This window comes from Methylorubrum populi (genome assembly GCA_036946625.1).
GTDB classification, from domain to species: domain Bacteria; phylum Pseudomonadota; class Alphaproteobacteria; order Rhizobiales; family Beijerinckiaceae; genus Methylobacterium; species Methylobacterium populi_C.
In genome coordinates, this window is record JAQIIU010000003.1 from 1,710,369 (window position 1) to 1,732,569 (window position 22,201).

Sequence of the window (22,201 nt, forward strand, 5' to 3'; positions counted from 1 at the left end):
GGGCGAAACCCGAAGCGATCGATCGGAAATGATATCATATACCGCGACTCGGAAGGAATCCTGTTTTTGGGTTTGCGAGTGCGGGTTTGCGTGATTCCATGTGGAGATGGCAGGGCTGATTCTGTCTCCCACGGACCGGGCGCATTTCCTGGCGCTGATGCGGCGCCAACTCAACAGTGCGGTGCACCGGCGGTTGAACGTACTGCTGTTGCTCGACGACGGCTGGATGCCGGCCCGGATCGCCGCGGCGCTGTACCTCGACGCGAGCACGGTGGCCGAACACCGCACCCTCTACTTTGAGCGCGGCCGGGCCGGCGTGGAGAGCTTGGCCTACGCGGGACGGGTCTCGCGCCTGTCGGCCGTTCAGCGGGCTGCCCTGTCAGACTGGATCGCCGCCGCGGTGCCTCAGACGGCCAAGGCCGTGTGCGCCCAGGTCGAGGCGGCCTTCGGCCTCGTCTACGCTCCGCATGCCATGGCCCGCCTGCTCGGGCAGATGGGCTTCGTGTTCAAGAAGCCCAAATCCGTGCCGGCCAAGGCGGATGCTCTCATCCAGCAGGCCTTCCTCGACGCCACGCTGGCCCCGCTGATGCAAGCGGCCGGGCCGGACGCGCCGCTCGACTTCGTCGACGGCTGCCACCCCTCCTACACGGGTCGGCCTGCGCACGGCTGGATCCGGCGGGGCGCCACCGTCGAACTGAAATCCAACCATGCGAACTGAAATCCAACCATGGCCGCACCCGGCTCAACCTCAACGGTGCTCTCTCTTGGCCGGATCGCAGCCTGATCCACCATCAGGAGGAGAAGATCACCAGCGCGGCGATGATCCGCCTGTTCGAGACCCTCGCGGCCTGCCATCCGGCGGCCGAGAGCGTCACCGTCGTGCTCGACAACGCCCGCTACAATCGCTCGCGCGAACTGAGGACGGGGCGCGACCAGCCTGACGGTCGCCTGCGGCTGGTCTATCTGCCGTCCTACGCGCCCAACCTGAACCTGATCGAGCGATTCTGGCACTTCATGAAGCGCAAGGTGCTGTTCAACAAGGCCTACGCCAAGTTCGCGCTGTTCAAGCAGGCCTTCGACGACTTCTTCCAACGCTTGCACGAGCACCAGGCCGACTTGGTCAGCCTCATCACGGACCGCTTCCACCTCATCGGACAGACCAAAACCGGGATGCTATCCGCGTAGAGGTATACCAGCCGGCGATGATCCCGCTCATCGCCGGTTGCCCGCGCGAAGGCGCGGCGGCGGGCGTCCGCCGGCAGGCAGCTCGGTATGAGCCACGCCCGGTCGCATCGCGATCGGGCGTGGCGCTCGGATCAGCGCGCGGCGCGAACCGTCGCCGTCGGCTTCGCCTCGGGATGGGCGTCGGGCTGCGGAGCGGCCACGCCGGAGACGTAGGGCGTGTCCTTCAGCGCGATCGTCAGCACGAGCGAGAGCAGCGCCAGCAGGGCGGCGAAGGCCGCCGGGAACAGGAAGGCCCGCTCGCCGTACCAGCCGTGGAGGAAGCCGCCGACCACCGCGCCGGTGCTGAGCGCCCCCCAGAGCGGCGCCTGCAGCCAGAAGGACGGCGCCGGCTTGTGCAGGATCAGGTTGGCCACGCCCGCGCCGAAGCGCACCACGGTGCCGGTGACGTAGGTGATGGCGAGGCTGCGGCCCGCCTCGTCCTGCAGCGTCGCGTTCTGGATGCCGAGCGCCAGAACGATCGGGTAGGCGTGCAGCGGGAAGGCGGTGGTCCCGAACGGGACGAACAGGCCGATGGCGAACAGAACCGCCTGGATGATCAGCAGCACCGAGAGCCGGTAGCGGCCGGCCCATGCGGCGATCAGCGTGCCGATGCAGGCGCCGAAGCAGAACAGGGCGATCACGCTGGCGAACCGGGTGGTGCCCTCCCAATCGAAGCCCGCCACGGCCGCGCCGAAGCGCGTGGTGTTGCCGCTCATGAACGACATGAAGAGCTGCGAGAATTCGAGGAAGCCGATCGAGTCGGCGGCGCCGGCGATGCCCGCCAGCATCAGCGCGATGGGCACCCGCGTCACCGGACTCGCCGGAAAGGCCTTGTTCGACTCGTCAGCCATCGGTGTCTCTGATGTTGCTCCGCAGCACAACGGTAATACGGCTATCCGGCCGCGTCCATTGCAACGCTTTCGATCAAGTGTTTGTGTAGGATTAGAATCCGCCCCGGCACGTCTGAACTTTTTTGGCGCCGGATCGCCGCCGGGCGCATGTCGCCGATGGCCAGACGAGCCCGCTCGGCAGCCTGCCGCAGGTAGGCGTCGGCATGGGCGTAGCGCCCGTCGATGCCGAGCACGACGCCCGGTTCCCCGCGCGTCGGCGACTGCACCGTGAAGACGGCGAGTCCGCCGGGCCGCAGCACGCGCGCGATGCCGACGAGCACCGGCGCGAGATCCGCCAGATAGATGAAGACGTCCGCCGCCGCGATCAGATCGGCGGAGGCCTCCGGCTCCGTGCTCAGGAAGGTGACGAGGTCGGCCTCCGCCAGCCGTTCGTAGAGTCCGGTGCGGCGGGCCAGCGCGAGCATCGCCGGGGAGAGGTCGCAGCCGGCGAGCCGCCCGGTCCGCCCCGTCAGCGCTCGCGCCATCAGGCCGGTGCCGCAGCCGAGATCGAGCGCGTTCGCGAAGTGTTGCGGCGCACAAGGCAGGGCGTCGAGGGCCGCGACCATCATCGCGGGCCCGCGATAGCCGAGATCGTCCACGAGATGGCGCTCGAAGCGCGGGGCGTAGCTGTCGAACAGCGCCCGCACGTAGCCCGGCGTGATCGCCGCCAGCGCGTCGCCGCCGCCGAGCGCCGCCGCGTGCAGGCGGCTTCCCAGGGCGTCTTCCGGGTCGAGGCGGAGCGCCCGCTCGAAGGCGGCGAGCGCCGCCCGACGGTCGGCCTCGTCCCGGCTCCGGCCGTAGGCGGTCTCGCGGGCGCGGCCGAGCAGGGACCATGCGGGCGCGTAGGCCGGGGCGATCTCGAGCGCTTGGCTCGCCATCTCGGCGGCGCCCGCGGGGTCGCCCTCCGCGAGACAGGCCTCGGCATAGGCGTAGCGGCGGTCGGCGAGGAGGTCGCCGGAGGAGCGCTGGCGGGACATCGTGCGGTGTCTCGGACGGTTTTCGCATCGGCTTTTCAGACAAGCCGGCAGCCCCCCTTTCGGGTCGATGCTGCGATCCGCCCTATATCCCGGCCGATGCCGCTGCGCGCCTCCGATCTTCTCACCCTGACCCGCGAGGGCCTCTACTGCCCGCTCGGGCGCTTCCACGTCGATCCGACCCACCCGGTCGAGCGGGCGCTGATCACCCACGGCCATGCCGACCACGCCCGGGCCGGGCACGGAACGGTGCTCGCGACGCCCGAGACCCTGCGGATCATGGCGGTGCGCTACGGCGAGGGTTTCTGCGCGACCCGCCAGGAGGCGCGGCTCGGCGAGCGGATGCGCATCGGCGACGTCACCGTGTTCTTCGCCCCTGCCGGCCACGTGCGCGGCTCGGCCCAGATCGCCATCGAGCGGGCGGGCCAACGCATCGTCGTCTCCGGCGACTACAAGCGTGCGCCGGATCCGACCTGCCTGCCCTTCGAGGTCGTGCCCTGCGACGTGTTCATCACCGAGGCCACCTTCGGCCTGCCGGTGTTCCGCCATCCCGATACGCGGGGCGAGGTGCGCAAGCTGATCGAGTCCGTGACGCTGTTTCCCGAGCGCGCCCACGTCGTCGGCGCCTACGCCCTCGGCAAGGCGCAGCGGGTGATGGCCCTGCTGCGCGAGGAGGGCTGGGACCGCCCGATCTTCTTGCACGGGGCCATGGAGAAGCTGACGGACCTCTACAAGCGGGAGGGCGTGCCGCTCGGCGAGACGCCGAAGGTGGCCGCATCCGAGCGCAAGGACCTGCACGGCGCCATCGTGCTGTGCCCGCCCTCGTCGATCCAGGATCTCTGGTCGCGAAAGTTCCCCGATCCGGTCACCGCCTTCGCCTCCGGCTGGATGCGGGTGCGCGCCCGCGCCCGGCAGAAGGGCGTCGAACTGCCGCTCGTCATCTCCGACCACTCCGACTGGCCGGATCTCTGCCGGACGATTTCGGACACCGGTGCGGAGGAGGTCTGGGTCACGCACGGGCAGGAGGACGCGCTGGTGCACTGGTGCGGCACGCAAGGCATCCGCGCCGAGCCGCTGCACCTGCTCGGCTACGGCGACGACGGGGAGGCCGAGCCCGATCCGGGCCAAGAGCCGCACATGGAGGAGGCCTCGGCGTGAACGACTTCGCCCACCTCCTCGACCGCCTCGCCTACGAGCCGCGCCGCAACGCCAAGCTGCGCCTGCTCCAGGATTTTTTCGCGGGCACGCCCGAGCCCGAGCGCGGCTGGGCGCTGGCCGCGATGACCGGCGGGCTGACCTTCCGCGAGGCCAAGCCGGCGCTGATCCGCGCCCTGGTGGAGGAGCGGGTCGATCCGGTGCTGTTCGCGCTCTCGCACAACTATGTCGGCGATCTCGCCGAGACGACGGCGCTGGTCTGGCCGGGGCCGACTGAGATGGCGGGGGCTGCTCCCGGCCCGGGCCACAACAACCCGCCCCCCTCCGTCCCGACGCTGGCCGAGGTCGTGGAAACCCTCGCCACCACCCCGAAGCGCGAACTCCCGCGCCATCTCGCCCACTGGCTCGACGCCCTCGACGAAACCGGGCGCTGGGCGCTCCTGAAGCTCGTCACCGGCAACCTGCGCGTCGGCGTCTCGGCCCGGCTCGCCAAGACCGCGGTCGGGGCGCTCGGCGGCCACGAGGCGGATGCGGTGGAGCAGGTCTGGCACGGACTGAAACCGCCCTACGCCGAACTGTTCGCCTGGGTGGAGGGAAGGGGCGAGCGGCCCGAGAGCCTGAACCCGGCCCCGTTCCGCCCGCCGATGCTGTCGCACCCGGTCGAGGCCTTCGAGGATCTCGACAAGCTCGAACCGGAGGCGTTCTCCGCCGAATGGAAATGGGACGGCATCCGCGTGCAGCTCGCGGGCGGGCGCGACGGCCAGGGCCGGCAGGTCCGAAAAGTCTACTCGCGCACCGGCGAGGACATTTCCGAGGCCTTCCCCGATCTCACCGAGGCGATCACCTTCGAGGGCGCCCTCGACGGCGAGCTCCTGATCCTGCGCGAGGGCCGCGTGCAGAGCTTCAACGTGCTCCAGCAGCGGCTCAACCGGAAGGCGGTGACGGGCAAGCTGCTGGACGAGTTCCCGGCCCATGTCCGCGCCTACGACGTGCTCGCGGCCGAGGGCGTGGACCTGCGCGGACGGCCCTTCGCCGAGCGCCGCCCCCGGCTGGAGGCCCTGGTGCGCGGGCTCGACCACGCCCGCATCGACCTCTCGCCGCTCGTGCCCTTCGCGAATTGGGAGGAGGTCGCCGCCGCCCGCGCCGATCCGGCCTCGGCGGGGGCCGGAGCCGATGCCGGCGCCGTCGAGGGCGTGATGCTCAAGCGCCGCAACAGCGCCTACCTGCCCGGCCGTCCCAAGGGTCCGTGGTGGAAGTGGAAGCGCGAGCCCTACGTGGTCGACGCGGTGATGATGTACGCCCAGCGCGGCCACGGGAAGCGCTCGTCGTTCTACTCGGACTACACCTTCGGCTGCTGGCGCGCGGGCGCCGAGGGCGAGGAACTGGTGCCGGTCGGCAAGGCCTATCACGGCTTCACCGACGCCGAGCTGTCGAAGCTCGACCGCTACGTCCGCAACAACACGACCAAGCGCTTCGGCCCGGTGCGCGAGGTCGCCTACGGCCGCGAGACCGGGCTCGTCCTGGAGATCGCCTTCGAGGGCGTGCAGCGCTCGACCCGGCACAAATCCGGCGTGGCGATGCGCTTCCCCCGCGTCAGCCGCATCCGCTGGGACAAGCCCCCGGCCGAGGCCGACCGGGTCGAGGTGCTGGAACGGATCCTGGCCCGCGGCGAGCGCGAGATCGCCCCGAGCGCGACGCTGGAGGCATCGGAATGAGACGAGCGGGCAGAGCCGCCGGAAAGATCGGGGCGCTCGAAGGTTTTTCAGCCGGCGAGGCGACCCGTCAGGCGAGTGCCGGCATCACGGTCGCGACGCCGGGCCAAGGCTTCACCGACATCACCGCGGCGGTGGCCGCCTTCGTGGCGCAAAGCGGCCTGCGCACCGGCCTCGTCAGCGTGTTCTGCCGGCACACCTCGGCCTCGCTGACGATCCAAGAGAACGCCGACCCGGACGTGCGCACCGACCTGATGACGGCGCTCGACGGGCTCGCGCCGCGGCACGGGCCGTACGTGCACGGGATGGAGGGCCCGGACGACATGCCGGCCCATATCCGCACCCTGCTCACCGATTCGGGCCTGACCGTGCCGGTGCGGGACGGGCGCATGGCGCTCGGCACGTGGCAGGGCATCTACCTGATCGAGCACCGCGACCGGGGGCACCGCCGCGCGATCGTCCTGCACGCCGTCGGGGCGTGATCAGCGGTCGCGCAGCAGCAGGTAGAGCGCGTGGATCGAGCCCGGCAGGTAGAAGAGCAGGCAGAGCAGGATGTTGAAGAGGAACTGGATGCCGATCCCGTTCGTCATCAGCACCGAGATCGGCGGCAGGAAGAACGCGATCAGGATCTTGACGAGGGTCGACAAAGGGCACTCCGGTCGCTCGCGGCGGTCGGGCGGTGAACGTAAGCGGAGCGGTTCGGTTCCGTGCGGAGAGGCGGCCCTCTCCCGGGGAGGAGAGGGCCGACGAAACCGTTACGCCGCCTTCTTCAGCGCGTCGTAGAACCGCCCGCCGTTCTCGGCCATGGCCAGCAGGCTGTCCGGCGGCGCGAACCGGGGACCGTGCTTGGCTTCGAGGCCGCGGGCGAGATCGACGAAGGCCTTCGCGCCCATGAAGTCGATGTAGGACAGGGCGCCGCCGGTGAAGGGGGCGAAGCCGAAGCCGAGGATCGAGCCGACATCCGCCTCGCGCGGGTCGGTCACCACACCCTCCTGCACGGTGCGGGCGGCTTCCAGCGCCTGCACCACGAGGAAGCGGTGCTTCAGTTCCTCGACGTCGATGCCCTCCGGGTCGAGCCGGTTCGGCTGGACCTCGGAAAGCCCCGGCCAGAGCTTCTTCTGGCCGCCCTCGGGATAGTCGTAGAAGCCGCGCTTGTTCTTGCGTCCGAGCCGGCCGTGCGTCTCGACCATCGCGACGAGGAGCCGCTTCTGATCCGGGTCGACGGCGCCCGCGCCGAGCTGCGCCTCGGTCGCCCGCATGATCTTCAGGCCGAGGTCGAGCGCCACCTCGTCGTTGAGCGAGAGCGGGCCCACCGGCATGCCGGCGATCCGGGCCACGTTCTCGATCATCGCCGGGGGCACGCCCTCGGCCAGCATCTTGTGGCCCTCCTGGATGTAGGCGAGCACGCAGCGATTGGCGAAGAAGCCGCGGGAATCGTTGACGACGATGCCGGTCTTCTTGATCGCCCGCACGTAGTCGAGGGCGGTGGCGACGGCGCGGTCACCGGTCCGCTCCCCGCGGATGATCTCGACGAGCAGCATCTTCTCGACCGGCGAGAAGAAGTGGATGCCGACGAACTGGTCCGGGCGCTTCGACGTCTGGGCCAGCCCCGAGATCGGCAGGGTCGAGGTGTTGGAGGCGAAGATCGCGTGCTCGGGCAGCGCCGCCTCGACCTTGGCGATCACCTCGGCCTTGACCTTCGGGTCCTCGAACACCGCCTCGATCACGAGGTCGCAGTCCGAGAGCGCGGCGTAGTCGGGCGTGGCGGTGATGCGGGCGAGCAGGGCGTCACGGTCGGCGGTCTTGGCCTTGCCGCGGTTGATCTGGCCGGTGATGAGCTTGTGGCAATGCGCCTTGCCGGCCTCGGCGGCCTCCTGGTCGCGGTCGATCAGCACGACCTCCATGCCGGCCTGCGCGGTGACGTAGGCGATGCCCGCCCCCATGAAGCCCGCGCCGATCACGCCGACCTTGGCGAGTCGGGCCGGCTCCACGTCCTGCGGCCGGCGCGCGCCCTTGTTGATCTCGCCCATGGAGATGAACAGGGTGCGGATCATCGCCTGCGCCTCCTTGGTGCGCAGGATGTAGGCGAAGTAGCGGCTCTCGACCTTGAGGCCGAGATCCATCGGCAGTTGCAGGCCCTCGTAGACCGAGGCCAGGATCGCCTTGGCGGCGGGATAGTTGTCGTGGGTCTCGCGGCGGTAGATCGCGTTGGCCGGGGGCCAGATCATCATGCCGGCAGGCGAGTAGACCTTTCCGGAGGGCGCCTTGAACTTCGGCACGTCCCAGGGCGCCACCGCCGAACCGCCCTCCCTGATCCAGGCCTTGGCCCGCTCGACGATCTCGGCGGCCGGCACCACCGCGTGGACGAGGCCCATGTTCTTGGCCATGAGCGAACGGATCTGCTCGCCCTTGAACAGCATCTGCAAGGCGTCGCCGGTCTGCATCAGCCGCGCCACGCGCTGGGTGCCGCCGCCGCCGGGGAACAGGCCGACCTTGATCTCGGGCAGCCCGACGCGGGTCCTGTCGTCGTCGGCGAGCACGCGGTGATGGCAGGCGAGCGCGAGCTCGAAGGCGCCGCCGAGGCACAGGCCCTGCACCGCCGCCGCGAACGGCTTGCCGCAGGTCTCGAGCTTGCGGAACAGCAGGCTCAGCCGCGCCGCCCCCTCGAAGAAGCGGCGCATGGCCACCTCCTCGCCCTCGGCGGCCTTCACCCGCTCGTACTCGGCGCCGAGCCCCTGAAGCATGGTGAGGTCGGCGCCGCCCGAGAACTGCGGCTTGCCCGAAGCGATCACGCAGCCCTTGATGGCGGCATCCGCCGCCACCGCGTCGATGATGCGCTCCAGTTCGTCCATCACCTCGACGGTGATGACGTTCATCGAGCGGCCGGGCATGTCCCAGGTCGCGAGCGCGATGCCGTCGGCATCGGTCTCGAAGCGGAAGTTTTTGGGATTTTCGTTCACAGCACTTCCTCTTCGATTTCCCTGGAGTTCTGTCGAGCCGCCGCGGAGAGGATCGCGCTCTCCATCCATTCAGGCACTTCGAACCAAGCCGAACGCGCAGAAGACTGAGGAAATCCTAGTTTCCGATTCGGCTGTTCACACCAACGCATGGCCACGCGCCGCCGATGCCCGTCACCGTAGGGGCGAACGATCGCAACCGCGAAACCATGCCGATCGAGAGTGCCCTCACCATAGACTGTGTGATACAAGACTTCTTCGAGATGACCGCCGCCGGTCACGAAGACAGACTTCAAATCCTCTTTGTGACCGGCCACAGCAATCTCCTATCCCAATATCAGTCGCGCCACTCGCGAAGAAATTACTTCTGCGGCGTCGGCATGCCGCCGGGCAGGCCGCCCGGAGCGCCGCCCTGCTGGTCGCCGGCGGCGGCGAGCGTCAACATGTTCAGGAGCCGCGTCACCACCGCCTGCGACAGCAGGTTCATCTCGGATTTCGGGTCGGCGTTGACGGCCTGGAACTTCTGGTAGGTCTTGTCCTCGTAGATCGTGTCGAGCCGCTTCAGCTCGTCGAGGCTGAACTTGTCGGCGTACTGCTTCGACAGGCCGTCGAGCAGCTCCTTGCGCTGCTTGTCGAACTCGGCCTTGGCCTCCTTGCGGACCTTCTCGGCCTTGTCCTCGGGCATGGTCGAGACGGTCTTCTCCAGGGCGCCGCCGAAGCCGGTGTCGAGGTTCTTCAAAACCGTCTTCTCGGTGAGCTTGGTGGCGACGGCGAGCTTGTCCGCGTTCTCGTCGGCCCGCGCCGCCAGCGGCAGGGCCAGCATCGCGGCAAGGCACAGGGCGGCTTTTCTCGTCTTCATCGTGGCGTTTCTCCCATCTGCGTCGCGGGCCGCATCCTCAGGAAAAAAGGGTGCGGCGTGGGAGGCCCTTAGCAGCGTTTGCGCGGCGATGGCAGGGCAGGGCGGCGTGACGCCGCCCGCCGCCGTCACACCCGCTCGACGATCGTCGCGGTGCCCATGCCGGCCCCGATGCAGAGGGTGACGAGCGCCCGCTCCTTGCCGGTGCGCTCCAGTTCGTCGAGCACGGTGCCGAGGATCATCGCGCCCGTGGCGCCGAGGGGATGGCCCATGGCGATGGCGCCGCCGTTGACGTTCACCCGGGCCGGGTCGAGGTCGAAGGCCTGATGGAAGCGCAGGACCACCGAGGCGAAGGCCTCGTTGATCTCGAACAGGTCGATGTCGGAGAGGCTCATGCCGGCCCGCGCCAGCACCTTCTTCGTCACGTCGACCGGGCCGGTCAGCATCAGCGCCGGGTCGGAGCCGATATTGGCGAACGCCCGGATGCGGGCCCGGGGCTTCAGGCCGGCGGCGTCGCCCGCCTCGCGCGAGCCGATCAGCACGGCCGCCGCACCGTCGACGATGCCGGAGGAGTTGCCGGCGTGGTGGACGTGCTCGACCGCCTCGACATCCGGGTGGGCGTCGACCGCCACCGCGTCGAAGCCGCCCATCTGGCCCATCTGCACGAAGGAGGCCTTCAGGCTCGCCAGCGACTGCATGTCGGTGGAGGGCCGCATGTGCTCGTCGCGATCGAGCAGGGTGATGCCGTTGATGTCCTTGACCGGCACGACGGAGTTCCCGAACAGGCCCTCGTCCCAGGACCTGGCCGAACGCTTCTGCGACTCGACGGCGTAGGCGTCGCAATCGGTGCGGCTGAAGCCGTACTTGGTCGCGATCAGGTCGGCCGAGACGCCCTGCGGCATGAAGTAGGATTTGACCGCGATCGCCGGATCGACCGGCCAGGCGCCGCCCGAGGCGCCGAGGCCGACGCGGCTCATCGACTCGACGCCGCCGCCGACGGTGAGGTCGTGCTGGCCGGCCATCACCTGCGCCGCGGCGAAGTTGACGGCGTCGAGGCCGGAGGCGCAGAAGCGGTTGATCTGCACGCCGGGCACGTGGGCGCCGTAATCGGCCACCAGCGCCGCGGCCCGGGCGATGTCGCCGCCGGCCTCGCCGACGGGATCGACGCAGCCGAGCACCACGTCGTCCACCGCCCGGGTGTCGAGACCGTTGCGGTCCTTCAGGGCGCGCAGGGCGGTCTCCGCCAAGCGCAGCGCCGTCACCTCGTGCAGCGCGCCGTCCGGCTTGCCGCGGCCGCGGGGGGTGCGGACGTGATCGTAGATGAGAGCCTCGGCCATCCTGCGCTTCCTCGTGTCCGTTTTGCGCACGCCCTCCCCCCTTCGCGGGGGAGGGTGGCCCCCGAAGGGGGGTCGGGAGAGGGGGCGCCGCTTCCGGGAGAACCCGAGCCGGCCCCTCTCCCGCCCCGCATCCGCAGGGCACCCTCCCCCGCAGAGGGGGGAGGGCTGAACCTTCGTTAGAACGCCTCGGCGGCAAGCACCATGGTGGTGTCCGCCCCCGCCTTGATCCGCGTCAGCCGCAGGGCGGTCTCCGGCAGCATCCGCTCCATGAAGAAGCGGCCGAGCACCAGCTTGGCGTCCATCCGCTCGACGTCGGCGCCCTCCGCCTTCTTCGCGAGCGCCGCCTTGGCGATCCTGCCCCACATGTAGCCCAGCACGACCTGCCCGAGCAGGTGCATCAGGTCGGTGGCGGCGGCGCCGGCGTTGTCGGGCTTGGTGAAGGCGTTCTGCATCAGCCACATCACCGCGGCCTGGAGATCGTTCAGCGCCGGCTGGAGCGGGGCGACGAAGGGCTTCAGCCCCTCGTCCTCGCCGTTGTCCTTGACGAAGGTCTGCACCTCGGTGAGGAAGGCCATCATCGCCCGGCCGCCGTCCTTGGGCAGCTTGCGGCCGACCAGGTCCATCGCCTGGATGCCGTTGGCGCCCTCGTAGATCATGGCGATGCGGGCATCGCGCACGAACTGCGACATGCCCCATTCCTCGACGTAGCCGTGGCCGCCGAAAACCTGCTGCGCCTCGACCGCGTTGGCGAAGCCCCGGTCGGTCAGCACGCCCTTCACCACGGGGGTCATCAGGCCGAGCATGTCGTCGGCCGCCTGCCGTTCGGCGGCATCCTGCGAGCGGTGGGCGATGTCGGAATTGAGTGCCGTCCAGAGAACCAGCGCGCGGGCCGCCTCGTTGAAGGCGCGGATCTGCATCAGGGTGCGGCGCACGTCCGGATGGACGATGATCGGGTCGGCGGCCTTGGCCGGCTCCTTGGCGCCGGTGAGCGCGCGGCCCTGGAGGCGCTCCTTGGCGTAGGCGGCCGCGTTCTGATACGCGACCTCGGACTGGCCGAGTCCCTGCACGCCGACGGCGAGGCGCGCCTCGTTCATCATCACGAACATGGCCGCGAGGCCGCGGTTCTCCTGGCCCACGAGCCAGCCCCGCGCGCCGTCGTAGTTCATCACGCAGGTGGCGTTGCCGTGGATGCCCATCTTGTGCTCGAGGGAGCCGCAGGAGACCGCGTTGCGCTCGCCCACGGAGCCGCCCTCGTTGACGAGGAACTTCGGCACCACGAAGAGCGAGATGCCCTTGGTGCCGGACGGCGCGCCCTCGATCCGGGCGATGACGAGGTGGACGATGTTCTCCGCCAGGTCGTGCTCGCCCGCCGAGATGAAGATCTTGGTGCCGGTGAGATTGTAGGAGCCGTCGCCGTTCGGGACCGCCTTGGTCTTGAGCAGCCCCAGATCCGTGCCGCAATGCGGCTCGGTCAGGTTCATGGTGCCGGTCCAGGCCCCCTCGACCATCCTGGGCAGGTAGGTGGTCTTCTGCTCCTGCGAGCCGTGGACGAGCAGCGCGGCGATCGCGCCCTGCGTCAGGCCGGGATACATGCCGAGCGCGAGGTTGGCGCCGGAGACGAATTCCTGCATCGCCGTGTTCAGCACGTGGGGCAGGCCCTGGCCGCCGAATTCCTCGGGCACCGACAGGCCCATCCAGCCGCCGGCCGCATAGGCCTCGTAGGCCGCCTTGAAGCCCTTCGGCGTGACGACGCTGCCGTCCTCGCGGCGGGCGCAGCCCTCCTGGTCGCCCGAGAGGTTGACCGGGGCGAAGACTTCCCCCGCGAGCTTGCCGCCCTCGCTCAGCACCGCCTCGACCACGTCCGAGGAGGCTTCCGCGAAGCCGGGCAGGTTGTCGTAGCGGTGAATTCCGAGAACGTCGTCGAGGAGGAACAGGGTGTCCTCGACCGGGGCCCGATAGCTCGGCATCGCGTCTGCCTCCCGCATCCTTTCAGGGTCGGCCGACCTCGCCCGGGCGGCTCCGACTCCAGATAGTTCATATGTAAACTATCTTGCGGCCGTTCCGCAAGCCCCGCGGCACCGATCGATGCACAACCTTCGCGCGACCGAAGACCCGATCCTCGGGCGGGCTCGGCTGAAATCAAGAGGTTCGGAGCAGTGATTAACCCGGCATTTACCAAGAATGGAAAAGGTCGTTCCTGTCCGATCCGCATTCCGCCGCCTCACGCCCGTTGCGCGAGTGGGCGGGCCCGGCGGACGCCGGAAGCCGCCGACCTCGGATCTCCGCGAGATGAAACAGACTGCCCCGATCAGCCTCGACAGCTTCGACCCGGAGGTGCTCGCGGCTGCCCGCGAGGTCGCCCGGCGGGCGGGGGTACCCCTGGAAAGCTGGATCGCGTCGGTGGGCGGCCCCGGCTCGGCCAAGCCGTCCCCGCGCCGCCGCCGCACCGATGCCGCACCGCAGGTGGCCAAGGAGACGGCGAAGGAAGCGGACAAGCGGACCGGCCCGGAGCCGGCTCGGCAGGCGGGTGCCGACGCGGTCGAGCCGCCAGCGCCCAGGAAGGACGCCTCGGCGCCGAAGCGGCGCGAGGCATCGCCCGCAGGTTCGGCGGCGGCATCCCCGGCCGGCTCGCTCGAAGCCTCGCTCGGCGCGATGGTGCGGCGGCTCGATGCCCTCGACCGGTCGATCAGCGAGGAGCGCGAGGCCCACCGGGCCGAGGCCGCCCGGATGATCGGCAAGATCGAGTCCCGGCTCTCCGCCCCCCGCCTGCCGGCCGCCGAAGGGATCGAGGCGATGGCCGAGCGCTTCGCCGATATCGAGCGCAGGATGGGCGAGATCGCCGGGCAGCGCGTCTCGCACCGGCCGCTCGGCCGGCGCGGACGCCCGCTCGCCAGCGAGGTGCGCGACGCCGTCGCCGAGGTGCGCCGCCGCCAGCGGGAGCTGGAGGAGGGCGTTGCCGCTTGGAACACGCCCAAGGTGGCCGAACCGGACGCGACCGTGCCCGCGAGCCTTCCGGAAACCGACGAGAGTCTCGGCAATGCGGGACAGGAGCGGGGGAACGAGCCTGTCGCGTCCCCGGCCATCGCCGAATTGCGGCGCGAGACCAGCCGGCTGCGCGACGCGCTGGGCGGCCTCGCCACCAGCCACGACGTCGGCGAGCTGGAACAGACCATGCGCACCGTGGCGACCGACCTCCAGCGGGCGCGCGATCCGCGGGAACTCGCCGCCCTCGCCGCCCCGATCGAGCTGATGCGCGTCCAGGTGGATCGGCTGGCGGAGGACGTGGCCGACAATGTCCATGCCCGGGTCGCGGGCGAGGTGGAGCGCTTGGCCGCCAAGGTCGACGGCGCCCTCTCCGGAACCGCCGCCGGCCCCGCCGATCAGAGCGTGCTCGACGGCGTGTTCCGCGAACTCGACGAGATCCGCCGCCTCGTGGCGGCCCTGGCCGGTCCGGAGCGGATCCAGAGCCTCGCCCAGGGGGTGCAGGCGATCAGCGCCCAGATCGCGCAGCTCCAGGGGGGCGAGGATTCCGGCATTGCCACCCTGCGGCCGCTGTTGGAGGAGATCCGCAGCGAGTTGCGGGCGCCCGACGAGTCCCGCGCGCTGCTCGGGCGCTTCGAGGCGCTCGCCGAGCGGATCGACCGGGCCGACGCCGCTCAGCCGGACGAACTGATCGGTCGTCTCGAGCGGCTGGCCGAGAAGGTCGACCGCGTCAGCGCCGGCGGCAGCGGGCTCGACGCCCTGGAACGGCACGTCCTCGCCCTGGCGAGCCGCCTCGACGCGCCGCGCGGCACCGATCCGGCCCTGGCGCGCTTGGAACGCTCCATGGGCGACCTGCTCTCGCAGGTCTCCGCCCTGCGCAGCGGCACGGGTTTCGAGGCCACCGTCGAGCGGGCGACCCGCGAGGCGATGGCGAGCGCGGCCGGCCCCCTCAAGGCGGCCGGCGGCGAGTTCGGGCTGTTGCGGGCCGACCTCGCCGAGCTGCACGCCACCCAGAAGAGTTCGGAGCAGCGCCTCCAGACGACGATGGAGGGCGTCCAGGCGGTGCTGGCGCGTCTGAGCGAGCAGCTCGACCGCACCATGACCTCCGCCGCCGCGCTCGCCGCCGCGCCGCAGAACCGCACGCCCGCCGCTCGTGCGCCCGCTGAGCGCGTCGCCCACGAACGCCCCGCCGCGCCGAAGGCAGCCGGTCCGTCGCCCGCCCGGCCCCACCGCGCCGCGCCGCCGGAGGAACCGGCCGGGACCGGGGCGGACCACCTGTCCGAGGAGCTGCTGGAGCCCGGCGCCGGCCGCCCCGGCGCCAGCCGCCCGGCCGCGACGGAGGCGGGCGCCCCCGGCAACGACATCAAGACGAGCTTCATCGCCGCGGCGCGACGCGCGGCGCAGGCGGCCCAGGCCGAAACGACGTCCGACATCCCGCTGAGCGCGCGCCTGCGCGACAAGGTCGCCCCGCCCGCCCGGGTCACGGGCGGCACCCTCTCCACAGGGGAGTCCGGTCCGGTGTCGCGGATGCGCGGCGTCTTCGAGAGCCGCCGCCGGACGCTGCTGCTCGGCCTCGCCGCCGTGGTCCTGGCGCTCGGTGCCTACCAGGCCTTCGTCGCCAAGGGCGGCTCCGCGACGGGCGACGCCGCCTCGACCGCGACGGATTCGACCAAGCTGCCCGCAACGGCACCCGAGGCGACCGCGAGCGGGACGGAGGCCAAGTCGGAGGCCAAGGCCGAGCCCGCTCAAACGGCACCGGCCCAGGCCGATCCCCAGGCGGCGACGCCCGACCCGACGACGACGCAGTCCATCGGCAGGGCCGGGGAGGCGGGCAGGCGCGCGCTGCCGCAGGTCGCCGGCATGGGCACGCTCGGGCCCGATCTCGCCGGCCTGCCGCCGGCCCTGGCCAAGCTCAAGCAGGAGGCGCTCGACGGGGACGCCGCCGCGGTCTGGGAGATCGCGGCGCGCGAAGCCGAGGGAAGGGGCGTGACGCGCGACCTCGCGCTCGCGGCCAAGCTCTACGAGCGGCTCGCGAGCGCCGGCTTCGCCCCCGCCCAGTTCAAGCTCGGCAACGCCTACGAGAAGGGCACGGGCGTGGTCCGCGACCTCGCGCGGGCGAAGGTCTGGTACGGCCGCGCCGCCGACCAGGGCAACACCCGCGCGATGCACAACCTCGCCGTCCTCCACGCCGAGAACCCGGCGGCCGACGGCAAGCCGGACTTCGCGGCCGCGGCGAGCGCCTTCCGCCGGGCGGCGGAGTACGGCGTGCGCGACAGCCAGTACAATCTGGCCGTGCTCTATGCCCGCGGTCTTGGTGTCGGCCAGGATCTCGTCCGGTCCTATCTCTGGTTCTCGGCCGCGGCCGCGCAGGGCGACGAGGAGGCGGGACGCAAGCGGGACGAGGTCGCCGCCAAACTCTCGCCGAAGGATCTCGGGGAGGCCAGGAGCCTCGCCTCGGGCTTCAAGGCGAAGGTCGGCGATCCGGCCGCCAACGAGGCGCCCCCGCCGAAGACGGTCGCCGCGGCGCCGATGTCGCTGATGGGCGCGCCCTCGCCGGGCCTGCCGAATCCCAACACATTCCAGAAGCGCGTCGGGGTGTAGTCCGGCCGCCTCGTCGGTACCGTCGTGGTGGCTGGATGACGACGACGGTCGCGGGCCATGCCTCTCCGCCATTGCGAGGCGAGGCCGGAACCGCTGTCGAATGGCGTTTCGATATCGCGAGAGCCTCATCCGGCCTGCATCGCGCCCCGGATTGCGAGCCGTCAGGCGAAACGGCGATCCAGGGCCGCGACGGAGCCGGGAACGGCATCCGGGCGTTCCGACACGCTTGGCCGGCCGTGCCGCGACCCCATCCGTGCCGCGACCCCATGGCCGCGAAGCCATGCGCGAAGTCGAAGCCATACCGCCTCGCGAGGCGTCCGCCGGACGGATTCCACGCCCTCGCACAGGCAGGATAGCCAAGGTTCGCCACCGCCGGCACGCCTCTCGAAATCTCCACACGTTCGAGAATATCTGATAATCCCAAACAAAAATTTTTATTTTTGGGATTAAAATAAATCACAATATTGTGTCCAAACGCACTTTTCTCTGTGTTTCTGCATGTTACGTGTGCTCATGCCCATTCATTGGGCGACAATGAACACGAGAGGAGCACATCATGCTGCGTTTCGCGTCATACACGTCGATCCTCCTGCTGGCTCTCGCGACGACCGTGACGCCCGCCGCCTCGCAGACGGCGCGTCAGAAGAACGGAAGCTGGAGTGCGCTGCCGTCGCAGGTTGTGCCGCCGGCCCCGCCGCGCGTCGTCAACGGAGGTCTCGGACCGTTCCCGCTCACCGTCGGCGGCCCGTCGGGCTACTGCGACATCGTGGTGAAGCGCGGCGGCGGCAATCCGACCCAGGACATGACCGGCTCGATCGGCCACGCCAAGAGCTATCAGGCCGGCGGCGGCGGTCCGGCCCGGCAGCGGGTCTGCTCCCGCTGATGTCGGGATCGGAGAGGAGGCCGGCGCCTCAGACCAGGGGCGCCGTCTCCGCCCGACGCGCCGGCTTCTCCATTTCCGGCGTCTCGTGGGCGGACACGTCGAAATCGTCGCCGGGCAGGCGGACGAGGAAGCGCTCGGCCATCTCGAACATCAGGATGTCGGGGCGCACCCGCTCGACATAGGACCAGTCGAGGCTCGACGACCAGACGAAGTGCATCTCGCGAAACGATTCCGCGAGCAGGCCCGTCAGCATGATCGGCGCGAAATGCGCGTAGGAATCCCCGAACAGCACCAGGGTGCGCGGGTCGGCCCGGGGCGAGGGGTTCCGGTAGATCACGTGGGCGCCGACATGCAGGTCGCCGGCCCGCCCCGCCGCCTCGTAGGATTCGACCAGGGGGCTGGCGTAGGAGCGGGCCGCGTCGCGCTGCACCGCCCAGTTCGTCACCGTCTCGCGCGGACGCTCGGCCAGCTTGTCGCCGAGATCCCATAAGCCGTCGGTCTCGAAGCGCGGACGCTCGGCGATGTCGGGCGGAGGCACCGCGCCGCAGGCCCGCAGCAGGGCGCGGTAGCCGATCAGGCAGCCGTCGTAGGTCCAGTGCGAATCGGTGCGGCGGTAGAGCGGTTCCGCCCCGTCGCGGGCGGCGCGCAAGGCGGCGACGAGATCGACGAAGCCGCCCATCCGGTCGAGGCGCCGGGCCAGCCGCCGCGCCGGCGACAGGCGGGGGTCGTAGGCGAGGTCGAGGGTGCGGTCGTCGTAGACCGAGAGCTTCTCCGGCACGACGGTGTGGACGTAACGGATGCCGAGCGCCCCGGCCCGGGCGGCACGCGCCTCGATCAGCCGGGCCCAGCGGCGCAGATGCCACCAGCCGGCGAGCGAGCGGCGATACTGGCCGAGCACGCCGTTGGTGCCGCCGATCAGGAACAGCCACCCGTCGCGTCCCCGGTGGATGAGCTCTCTGTTCCTGCGGGCCATCGCAGCTTCCTAGACGGGACGACGCCCCCTGAACAGCGCGGGCGCGCCACAGGCGAAACGCCAGAGCATCGTCCCGAAAGGTGACCTCCCGCTTTCGGAAAAAGACGATGCTTCTAGATACGCCGACCTGCCGCGCCATCTTGCTCGGACCTCGCCGGGTGACCGGCCGCGATCGAGAAAGTGCCCAGCGTTGCCCGAGCCCGATCCGCTGATTCTGACGCTGCAGATGGACGAGGCCGCCTTCGCCACCTTCGACGGCCTGAGGCGGCGGCAGTTTCCGCAGGCGCTGAACCACGTCCCCGCTCACGCGACGCTGTTCCACCACCTGCCGGGGGAGGACGCGGAGGGCGTGACCGAGACGGTGACGGCGCTCGCCCGCACGCAGGGTCCGCCGGCGGTCGCGGTGACCGGCGTGCGCTTCACCGGGCGCGGCGTCGCCTACGCCCTCGAATCGGAAGCGCTGTCCGCCTTCCGCGGGCGGGTGGCGGCGGCCTTCCGCGACCATCTCACGGCCCAGGACAGGCAGGGCTGGCGCCCGCACGTCACGGTGCAGAACAAGGTCGCGCCGGAGACCGCCCGCGCGCTCCACGCCGCACTCGCGGAAGCGTTCGCCCCCTCGCGCTTCCGCGCGCCCGGCCTGCTGCTGTGGCGCTATCGCGGCGGACCTTGGGAACGGGTCTCGACCATCGCCTTCGGGGGCGCGGCATGAACCGGTCCCCGTCCCGGCTGCCCGGCTTCGCCCGCTCGGGCGGCACCGCCCTCTGGCGCGGCTCGTCGGCGGTGTGGCTGCGGCTCCACCTCAACGAGGTCGGGCCGCTGGTCTCGCTGCTGGCCGTCAGCGTCCTCGGCTACGGCTTCTTCGCCCTGGCCCACGAGGTCGGCGCGGGCTCGACCGCGACGCTCGACCGCAAGATCCTGCTCTCCCTACGCAATCCGGCCGATCTTTCCGATCCGATCGGAGCGCCCTGGCTGGAGGAGGCGATGCGCGACGTCACCGGCTGGGGCAGCGTGGTGACGATCGTGTTCCTCACGCTCGCCGCCGCGGCCTACCTCGCCCTGTCGGACCGGCGGCGGGTGGCGGTGTTCCTGCTCGCCGCGGTCGGCGGCGGCGAGGCGGTCTCGACGGTATTGAAGCTGTTCTACCACCGCCCGCGGCCCGACCTCGTGCCGCACGGGATGGAGGTGTTCACGGCGAGCTTTCCCTCGGGCCACGCGATGATGTCGGCGATCGCCTATCTCACCCTCGCGACCCTGCTCGCCCGGGTCGAGCGCCGCCGCCGGGTCAAGGCGCTTCTGCTGGCGATCGGCATCGCCATGACGATCGCGGTCGGGATCAGCCGGGTCTATCTCGGCGTGCACTGGCCGAGCGACGTGGTGGCGGGCTGGTGCGTCGGCGCTGCCTGGGCGGCCCTGTGCTGGTTCGTCGCCCTCCAGCTTCAGCGCCGGGGCGAGGTCGAGGATCCCGATCCGACGCCCGCCTCGACCGGCCCGGGCCAGGACAAAGGAACCCTGCCGCCGGGCTGATGCGTTGCGGCTCTTTGTTCCCGGGCCTCAGGTCACCCCAAAAGGTGATCCATGAGCGACGACATCTGGCTGTCACGGCATCGCCCACCGCGAGGGCAGCCACGTCCAGCGCGACGAGCCGACGTTGACGCACAAGAACCAGTTCGCGCTCGAACTCGACCACATGGCCGAATGCATCCTCAAGGACCGGCGGCCGCGCACGCCGGGCGAGGAGGGCTTGCAGGACATGATCCTGATGGAGGCGATCTACGAGGCCGCCCGCACCGGCAATCCGGTCAAGGTCGGACCGCTCGCCGGGACGGGAGAGGGGCCCGACGCCACCCGCGGGCCGGTGCTGGAAGAGGGGAAGTCGCCGGGCGTACGATCGCAACGAACGGCTCCCCCGTCGTTACGAGCGACAGCGAAGCGATCCGGCAGCGCGACTCTTCCGGAAAGGACGGCGCCCTGGATTGCTTCGGCTTCGCCTCGCAATGACGGCAGAGAGAGCCTCACACCGTCCTTGCGAGCCGTCAGGCGAAGCAATCCGGATACCGCGACGGAAGTCGAGCGAGGCGGTATGGCGCCTCCTCACTCCCCCCACCGCACGAACACCCCGACGGCGAGGACGGCGAGGACGGCGAGCAGCCACGCCTCGCCCACGCTCAGCGCGTAGGCGAGCAGACCGAAGAAGCCGAGGGCAATTCCAAGCATGGTCGCGACGGCGACGGGGTTCATGGCGGGATTTTTTGTTACTCAACGGGCTGCCGACGCCCCTTCGGGCGTCGGGCTTCACGCCTCGAAGTAGAGCGCGGTCAGGCGGCCTGAAGTGCCGACGCGATGCGGGGCAGCGGCGGCAACCCTTTCACCGGACCGATCGCGGCGAGCGTCGGCGCCCCCTGCAACAGGGCGCGGCCGGCGGCGCGCACCTGCTCGACCTCGACCGCATCGACCTTGGCGATCAGCTCCTGCGGCGGGATCACCCGGCCCCAGGCGAGAAGCTGGCGGGCATTGCGCTCGATGCGCCCGCCCGGCGTCTCCAGGGCGGTGAGCAGGGAGAGCTTGAGCTGCGCCTTGGCGCGGGCGAGTTCGGCCGCGTCGAGGCGCTCCGCCGCCTCGCGGGTGGTGGCGATGGTGACCTCGACGAGTTCGGCGAGATCCGCGCCCGAGGTGCCGGCACCGATGCCGAACAGGCCGCAATCGCTGAACGGCCAGTGGAAGGCCTGGATGTCGTAGGCGAGGCCGCGGATCTCGCGCACCTCGTGCCAGAGCCGCGAGGTCAGGCCGCCGCCGAGCACCTGGGAGAACAGGTGCAGCGCGTAGTAACCCTCGTCGCGGAACGACAGGCCGGGCAGGCCGAGCACGAGGTTGGCCTGTTCGAGCCGCTTCTGCATCCGCCGCTCGCCGCCGCCGTAGACACCCGCCACGACCGGGGGCGCCTCGACGGGTTTCAGGCCGCCGAAATGGCGCTCGGCCGCCGCGACGATCTCGGCATGCTCCACCGCGCCGGCGGCGGCGAGCACCATGCGCTCGGGCACGTATTCGCGGGCGATGTAGGCCTCGATCGCCGCGCGGTCGAAGCTGTCGATGGTCTCGGGCCGGCCCAGGATCGGCCGGCCGATCGGCTGGTCGGGGAAGGCCGTCTCGATGAAGGCGTCGTAGACCACGTCGTCGGGCGTATCCTCGACGGCCGCGTACTCTTGGAGGATCACGCCCTTCTCGCGGGCGAGTTCGCCGGCATCGAAGACCGAGCGGGTCAGGATGTCGCCGAGCACGTCGAGCGCCACGCCCGCATCCTCGCCGAGCACCCGGGCGGTGTAGCTCGTGCTCTCGGTGCTGGTGGCGGCGTTGATCTCGCCGCCGACATTCTCGATGTCCTCGGCGATCTTTCGCGCGGAGCGCGTCGCCGTGCCCTTGAAGGCCATGTGCTCGATGAGGTGGCTCAGACCATGCTCGTCCGGCCGCTCGTGCCGCGAGCCCGCTCCGACCCAGACGCCGAGGGTGGCCGTGGCCACGCCGGGGATCGTCTCGGTGGCGACGGTCAGCCCGTTGTCGAGCCGGCTGACGGTGAGGCCCGGCGAGGCGCCGAAGGTCGAGAAATGCTGGTTCATTCGGTCTCAGTGCCTGTTCGGCTCGGCTCACCGCATCTGTCGGAAG

At 70.6% G+C, this 22,201-nt stretch carries 20 protein-coding genes and 1 pseudogene; 10 read left to right on the top strand and 11 right to left on the bottom strand.

Going from position 1 to position 22,201, the window contains the following annotated elements; all coding sequences use genetic code 11:
• The first annotated feature begins 106 nt into the window (after positions 1–106).
• Together PGN25_19500 and PGN25_19505 are read left to right on the top strand one after the other, a co-directional pair.
• Positions 107–718: a winged helix-turn-helix domain-containing protein gene (locus PGN25_19500; protein MEH3119699.1), complete on the top strand. Its 612-nt coding sequence runs from the start codon at positions 107–109 to the stop codon at positions 716–718.
• Entirely contained in the window at positions 715–1,185 is a 471-nt protein-coding gene (locus PGN25_19505; protein MEH3119700.1) for a transposase, read from the top strand. The genes PGN25_19500 and PGN25_19505 overlap by 4 nt, the downstream gene beginning before the upstream one ends.
• Before the next feature lie 131 nt (positions 1,186–1,316).
• On the opposite strand, the gene PGN25_19510 is transcribed toward PGN25_19505, so the two are convergent.
• Complete coding sequence (locus PGN25_19510) at positions 1,317–2,075, bottom strand: YoaK family protein (GenBank protein MEH3119701.1); 759 nt, start codon at positions 2,073–2,075, stop codon at positions 1,317–1,319.
• Between the two features lie 41 nt (positions 2,076–2,116).
• On the bottom strand, positions 2,117–3,091 hold the full coding sequence (locus tag PGN25_19515) for a methyltransferase domain-containing protein (GenBank protein ID MEH3119702.1): 975 nt from the start codon (positions 3,089–3,091) through the stop codon (positions 2,117–2,119).
• 96 nt (positions 3,092–3,187) lie between these two features.
• Here PGN25_19515 and PGN25_19520 point away from each other — a divergent pair, with 96 nt between their 5' ends.
• Genes PGN25_19520 through PGN25_19530 form a run of 3 tightly spaced genes read left to right on the top strand, consistent with a single transcriptional unit; the run spans position 3,188 to position 6,437 of the window.
• On the top strand, positions 3,188–4,246 hold the full coding sequence (locus tag PGN25_19520) for a ligase-associated DNA damage response exonuclease (GenBank protein MEH3119703.1): 1,059 nt from the start codon (positions 3,188–3,190) through the stop codon (positions 4,244–4,246).
• Positions 4,243–5,958: a cisplatin damage response ATP-dependent DNA ligase gene (locus tag PGN25_19525; protein MEH3119704.1), complete on the top strand. Its 1,716-nt coding sequence runs from the start codon at positions 4,243–4,245 to the stop codon at positions 5,956–5,958. Before PGN25_19520 ends, PGN25_19525 begins: the two co-directional genes overlap by 4 nt.
• Complete coding sequence (locus PGN25_19530) at positions 5,955–6,437, top strand: secondary thiamine-phosphate synthase enzyme YjbQ (protein ID MEH3119705.1); 483 nt, start codon at positions 5,955–5,957, stop codon at positions 6,435–6,437. The genes PGN25_19525 and PGN25_19530 overlap by 4 nt, the downstream gene beginning before the upstream one ends.
• Here PGN25_19530 and PGN25_19535 read toward each other — a convergent pair whose 3' ends face one another.
• The 6 genes from PGN25_19535 to PGN25_19560 form a co-directional block, all read right to left on the bottom strand.
• Positions 6,438–6,602, bottom strand: coding sequence for a YqaE/Pmp3 family membrane protein (locus PGN25_19535; GenBank protein MEH3119706.1), 165 nt, complete (start codon positions 6,600–6,602; stop codon positions 6,438–6,440).
• 108 nt (positions 6,603–6,710) lie between these two features.
• Complete coding sequence (locus PGN25_19540) at positions 6,711–8,915, bottom strand: FAD-dependent oxidoreductase (GenBank protein MEH3119707.1); 2,205 nt, start codon at positions 8,913–8,915, stop codon at positions 6,711–6,713.
• Positions 8,912–9,229 carry a hypothetical protein gene (locus PGN25_19545; protein MEH3119708.1) on the bottom strand — a complete coding sequence of 106 codons (318 nt, stop codon included), beginning with the start codon at positions 9,227–9,229 and terminating at the stop codon, positions 8,912–8,914. The genes PGN25_19540 and PGN25_19545 overlap by 4 nt, the downstream gene beginning before the upstream one ends.
• Before the next feature lie 44 nt (positions 9,230–9,273).
• Entirely contained in the window at positions 9,274–9,771 is a 498-nt protein-coding gene (locus PGN25_19550; GenBank protein ID MEH3119709.1) for a hypothetical protein, read from the bottom strand.
• Positions 9,772–9,896: 125 nt separating this feature from the next.
• The gene (locus PGN25_19555; protein MEH3119710.1) at positions 9,897–11,105 is read right to left on the bottom strand and encodes an acetyl-CoA C-acetyltransferase; all 1,209 of its coding nucleotides are present in this window, start codon (positions 11,103–11,105) and stop codon (positions 9,897–9,899) included.
• Positions 11,106–11,281: 176 nt separating this feature from the next.
• Positions 11,282–13,072: an acyl-CoA dehydrogenase C-terminal domain-containing protein gene (locus PGN25_19560; GenBank protein ID MEH3119711.1), complete on the bottom strand. Its 1,791-nt coding sequence runs from the start codon at positions 13,070–13,072 to the stop codon at positions 11,282–11,284.
• 322 nt (positions 13,073–13,394) lie between these two features.
• Here PGN25_19560 and PGN25_19565 point away from each other — a divergent pair, with 322 nt between their 5' ends.
• Both PGN25_19565 and PGN25_19570 read left to right on the top strand, forming a co-directional pair.
• Positions 13,395–16,688, top strand: a complete 3,294-nt coding sequence (locus PGN25_19565) for a hypothetical protein (GenBank protein ID MEH3119712.1) — start codon at positions 13,395–13,397, stop codon at positions 16,686–16,688.
• 556 nt (positions 16,689–17,244) lie between these two features.
• Positions 17,245–17,571, top strand: a complete 327-nt coding sequence (locus PGN25_19570) for a hypothetical protein (GenBank protein MEH3119713.1) — start codon at positions 17,245–17,247, stop codon at positions 17,569–17,571.
• 28 nt (positions 17,572–17,599) lie between these two features.
• Here the strand turns inward: PGN25_19570 and PGN25_19575 are convergent, their stop codons facing one another.
• Positions 17,600–18,544: a hypothetical protein gene (locus PGN25_19575; protein MEH3119714.1), complete on the bottom strand. Its 945-nt coding sequence runs from the start codon at positions 18,542–18,544 to the stop codon at positions 17,600–17,602.
• A gap of 190 nt (positions 18,545–18,734) precedes the next feature.
• Here PGN25_19575 and PGN25_19580 point away from each other — a divergent pair, with 190 nt between their 5' ends.
• The 3 genes and pseudogenes from PGN25_19580 (at position 18,735) to PGN25_19590 (ending at position 20,411) form a co-directional block, all read left to right on the top strand.
• Positions 18,735–19,253, top strand: a complete 519-nt coding sequence (locus PGN25_19580) for a 2'-5' RNA ligase family protein (protein MEH3119715.1) — start codon at positions 18,735–18,737, stop codon at positions 19,251–19,253.
• Positions 19,250–20,068 (top strand): phosphatase PAP2 family protein, encoded by an 819-nt coding sequence (locus tag PGN25_19585; GenBank protein MEH3119716.1) that lies wholly within the window; start codon positions 19,250–19,252, stop codon positions 20,066–20,068. Before PGN25_19580 ends, PGN25_19585 begins: the two co-directional genes overlap by 4 nt.
• A gap of 82 nt (positions 20,069–20,150) precedes the next feature.
• Positions 20,151–20,411 (top strand): annotated as a pseudogene (locus PGN25_19590) (Gfo/Idh/MocA family oxidoreductase).
• Between the two features lie 224 nt (positions 20,412–20,635).
• Here PGN25_19590 and PGN25_19595 read toward each other — a convergent pair.
• Together PGN25_19595 and PGN25_19600 are read right to left on the bottom strand one after the other, a co-directional pair.
• The gene (locus PGN25_19595) at positions 20,636–20,782 is read right to left on the bottom strand and encodes a hypothetical protein (protein ID MEH3119717.1); all 147 of its coding nucleotides are present in this window, start codon (positions 20,780–20,782) and stop codon (positions 20,636–20,638) included.
• Between the two features lie 77 nt (positions 20,783–20,859).
• Positions 20,860–22,155, bottom strand: coding sequence for a pitrilysin family protein (locus PGN25_19600; protein ID MEH3119718.1), 1,296 nt, complete (start codon positions 22,153–22,155; stop codon positions 20,860–20,862).
• Positions 22,156–22,201 lie beyond the last annotated feature (46 nt).